This window comes from Amaricoccus sp. (assembly GCF_036846665.1).
In the GTDB taxonomy this organism is placed as follows: domain Bacteria; phylum Pseudomonadota; class Alphaproteobacteria; order Rhodobacterales; family Rhodobacteraceae; genus Amaricoccus.
The window spans coordinates 1-4,399 of record NZ_DAIUBO010000278.1 but is presented as its reverse complement, the minus strand read 5'-3'; the positions used below and the strand labels follow the sequence as shown (position 1 = coordinate 4,399).

Sequence of the window (4,399 nt, the reverse complement as noted above, 5' to 3'; positions counted from 1 at the left end):
TGCATCATCTGCGCCGGTTGCGGCACGCGGCTCATGGTCTGGAGCGCGGCGGTCAGCCGCATGATCTCCCCGCGCCGTTCCGCGAGCTCGAGGGTGATCTCCCGCTCCCGCGCCCCCGCCCCGATCACCACGCCCCGCAACCGCGCGAGCGCCTCCTCATAGGCGCCGATCGCCGCGGCGAGGGGCGCGGTGCGGTCCTCGGCCCCGCGCGCCGCCGCCAGCGCCGCCCCGGCACTCTCGAGCCGCGCCGCGGCGATGGTGAGATCCTCCGGCGTCGCGGTCGCCGCCGCGGCCGCCGGCCCGGCCAGCGCGAGGGCGGCGGCCATGAGGCCCGCAGATCGCGTCCCCGCGCGCCTCATGCCGGCTCGATCAGGCTCCGCCCGTCCATCTCGGGCGGCTGCGGCAGGCCCAGGAGTTGCAGCAGGCACGGGGCGAGATCGGCGAGCCGCCCGTCGTGGAGCTTCACGCCCCCGGGCCCACCCACCAGGATCACCGGCACCGGATTGAGCGTATGTGCGGTATGCGGCCCGCCGGTCACGGGATCGACCATGACCTCGCAATTGCCGTGGTCGGCCGTGACGATCATCGCGCCGCCCGCCGCCTCGACCGCGGCCAGCACCTCGCCGAGCCCCGCATCGACCGCCTCCACCGCCTTGATCGCGGCATCGAGATCGCCGGTATGCCCGACCATGTCGGGATTGGCGTAATTGACCACGATCAGGTCGTGCTCGCCCGAGCGGATCGCCGCGACCAGATTCTCGGTGACCTCCGCCGCCGACATCTCCGGCTTCATGTCATAGGTGCGCACCTTCGGGCTCGGTGCCATGTAGCGCGTCTCGCCCGTCTCGGGGGGCTCGACCCCGCCGTTGAAGAAGAAGGTGACATGGGGATATTTCTCGGTCTCGGCGATGCGGAACTGCCGCAGCCCATGCGCCGCCACCCAGTCGCCCAGCGTGTTCACGATGTCGATCGAGGGGAACATCACCGCCATATGCGCGTTGAGCGCCTCGGAATATTCCACCATGCCGAGCCGCGCCGACCAGGCGGGCCGCTTTCCGGCATCGAAGCCGTCGAATCCGGGATCGACCAGTGCCGAGAGGATCTCCCGCGCCCGGTCGGCGCGGAAATTGACGAACATCAACCCGTCGCCGTCCCGCACCCCGGCGTAGTCGCCGATCGCCGTCGGGGTGACGAATTCGTCGGTCTCGCCGCGCGCATAGGCCGCCGCGATCGCCGCATCGGCACTTGTCGCCCGCTCGCCCTCGCCCCTCAGGATCGCCGCCACCGCCAGCGCGACCCGGTCCCAGCGCTTGTCGCGGTCCATGCCGTAGAACCGCCCCGCGACGCTCGCGATGCGCGCCCCCGCGGGCAGCGAGGCCTCCAGCGCCGCGATCTGCTCCCGGGCCGACTTGGGCGGCACGTCGCGCCCGTCGAGAAGCGCATGCACCGCGACCGGCACCCCCGCCCCCGCGATCACCGCCGCCGCCGCGGCGATATGGCGCTGGTGCGAATGCACGCCGCCCGGCGAGGCCAGCCCCGCCAGATGCGCCGTCCCGCCGGCCGCCTTCACCGCCGCGACGAAATCCGCCAGCGCCGGATTGGCCGCGAAGCTCCCGTCCGCGATCGCCTTATCGATGCGCGGCAAATCCATCCAGACGATGCGGCCCGCGCCGATATTGGTATGGCCGACCTCGGAATTGCCCATCTGCCCTTCCGGCAGGCCCACGTCCGGCCCATGCGCGGCGAGCTGCGCATGCGGGCAGCCCGACCAGATCCGGTCGAAGTTCGGCGTCCGGCCCAGCGCCACCGCATTGGCCTCGGGCGAGGGATTGATCCCCCAGCCGTCGAGGATGCACAAGACCACCGGTCCACTCTTCGCCATGCCGTATCCGCCGCCTGCCCGTTTGCCACAGCAATACGCCCCCCGGCGCGCCTTGGCAAACCCGGCCTCACGCCGCGCGCCCCGGAGGCAATAGCGTTATGCGAGCAAAGAACGGCTCATAACAACTTATAGTTGCTTACAATTGCTTGCAAACGCCCTGGCGACTCCGTTGCCAGACAGATCCCGATGTGTAAACAATGCATGAATAACCGGAGGGGTTCTGTTCATGTTCGTTACCAGTAAGGGCGCCCGCTCCGCGGCCGCCACCGTTTCCCCCGTTCCCGCCCCGCCACGTCTCCGCCCGGAGACCTGAGCCATGCCGATCAGAGCCATCGGGACGGAGTTCACGGTCAATTCGACCTTGGATGGTGATCAAGCTTGGTCGCGCACCTTTGCACTCCAGGGCGGGGATTTCATCGCCTTCTGGGTCTCCGGGGACAAGATTGACCCAGAAGACGACTATTGGACGCAAGAACACAGTTGGATCGGGCGGGCGCGAGTCTTCACGGCTGACGGGACACCACAAGGTGACGACTTCGTATTCTTTGAAGGCTATGACCTGCCAACTGCCACGGCCGTCGAGAGATTGAACAACGGTGGCTATATCGTCCTTTGGGGCAGCGGCAGCTACGGCGATTCCCCGATAAATGTAGGTGCGCGTTTCTTGGATGCTCAGGGACGTCCTGGCAGTACCGAAGTTCTGTATTCCGACTTCGGAACACATGGTTCGCTGACGCGCCTTACCGACGATAGATTTGTCGTGACCTGGACGACTTGGGATGAAATCCGGGCATGTTTCCTCGACAAGGACGGCAATCGAACCGGCGAGGATTTTCTTGTCAATCTGAAAGACACCGGCAATGAAATCGACCCTCAAACAGTCGCATTGCCGAACGGACGATTCTTCGTTGCATGGCAGTCAGACATCGATCTCTGGGAAGAGACACCATTGGATCCCGATGGTATATCAATCATTGGGAGAGTGTTTGAACCTGACGGCACACCGGTCGGCGATGACTTTACAATCAACACAACACCTACACTAGTCACTGATTCTCAGGATCACAGCGTTAAGATTCAGGCGGATGGATCCATTCTGGTAACATGGCAGTCAAATGATAACCAAGGTTCACGCGATGAACTCATGGGGAGAATATTTGACAACAGAGGCACACCAATCGGCGACGAATTCAGAGTTCCTACGGAAAATAACATCCGGTCAGAAATCAACTGGCCGGACCTGACCGAGCTTGCTGACGGTCGAACTTTGGTGACCTGGAGCATTTACGACGACGATGTCAGCGGACTCCATGCGCAGCTCCGGAATTCCAGCGGCAAGGCAATCAGCGACGAATTTGTTATCGGAACGGAGAAATATGGGAACGTCGGCAGTCTGAGCGATGGCCGGATCGTCGTGACCTGGTCGACCGGAGACCAGTTCAACCCGGGCCAAGGCGTCGAGGGCGACATCGTCGCCCAGATCTTCAACCCCAAGATCTTCGACGGCACCGACGGGGACGATTTCTGGACCGGCGGCGCCTTCAATGACCGGTTGAACGGCGGCGACGGCAACGACCGGCTGCGCGGGATGGAGGGCGAGGACCGGCTCCGCGGCGGCAACGGCGACGATTTCCTCGACGGCAGCGAGGGCGACGACTTCATCTGGGGCGACGCCGGCAACGACATCCTCGCCGGCTGGACCGGCATCGACACCATGCGCGGCGGGACCGGCAACGACACCTATGTGGTCGACCGGCTCGCGGACGTGGTCGAGGAACGCGCCGGCGAAGGCATCGACACGGTGCAGAGCTACATCTCGCTGCGCCTCGGCGCCCATGTGGAGAACCTGCTGCTCAAGGGGCGCGGCGACACCGCCGCCACCGGCAACGGCCTGGCCAATGGGCTCTGGGGCAATGCCGGCGACAACCTGCTGCGCTCGGGCGCCGGCGCCGACAAGCTCGAGGGCGGCCGGGGCGACGACCGGCTGATCGCCGGTTCCGGCTCGGACCGGCTGATCGGCGGCGAGGGCGCGGACGTGCTCGCCGGCGGCACCGGCCGCGACCGCTTCATCTTCCTCGGCCTCGCCGACAGCGGCACCGGCCGCGCCCGCGACCGCATCACCGACCTCGCCCGCGGCATCGACAAGGTCGACCTCAGGAAGATCGACGCCGACACCACCCATGCGGGCGACCAGGCCTTCCACTTCCTCGGCGCCGCCGCCTTCACCGGCCACGCGGGCGACCTGCGCTTCGCCACCGGCCTGCTCGCCGGCGACGTGAACGGCGACGGGCTGGCCGATTTCGCAATCACCGTTTCCGGCGTCGCCCGGCTCGGGGCGTCCGACATCCTGCTCTGAAGCGTCATTCTGGCGTACTGCGCTTATTCTGCGATGCAGAACAATCGGACGTCTTGACGTGACCCCTTTCGTTCATCCAGGGGTCACTGGAATCCGGGGTTGAGAATGCTGTGACCCCCGCTTTCTCCTCCATCTGAGGTTAGAGTCCGGCCCGAAAGAGG

General features: G+C 65.9%; 3 protein-coding genes. 1 reads left to right on the top strand and 2 read right to left on the bottom strand.

The window, feature by feature from the left end; all coding sequences use genetic code 11:
• Both V7050_RS18555 and gpmI read right to left on the bottom strand, forming a co-directional pair.
• Window positions 1-326, bottom strand: a 326-nt coding sequence (locus tag V7050_RS18555; protein ID WP_442885714.1) for a hypothetical protein, incomplete at its 3' end; no start/stop codon positions are given.
• Between the two features lie 29 nt (window positions 327-355).
• A complete protein-coding gene (gpmI, locus tag V7050_RS18550; RefSeq protein ID WP_324375459.1) occupies window positions 356-1,882 on the bottom strand; it encodes a 2,3-bisphosphoglycerate-independent phosphoglycerate mutase in 1,527 nt (508 codons plus the stop codon).
• Between the two features lie 316 nt (window positions 1,883-2,198).
• Here gpmI and V7050_RS18545 point away from each other — a divergent pair, with 316 nt between their 5' ends.
• The gene (locus V7050_RS18545; protein WP_324369004.1) at window positions 2,199-4,238 is read left to right on the top strand and encodes a calcium-binding protein; all 2,040 of its coding nucleotides are present in this window, start codon (window positions 2,199-2,201) and stop codon (window positions 4,236-4,238) included.
• Window positions 4,239-4,399 lie beyond the last annotated feature (161 nt).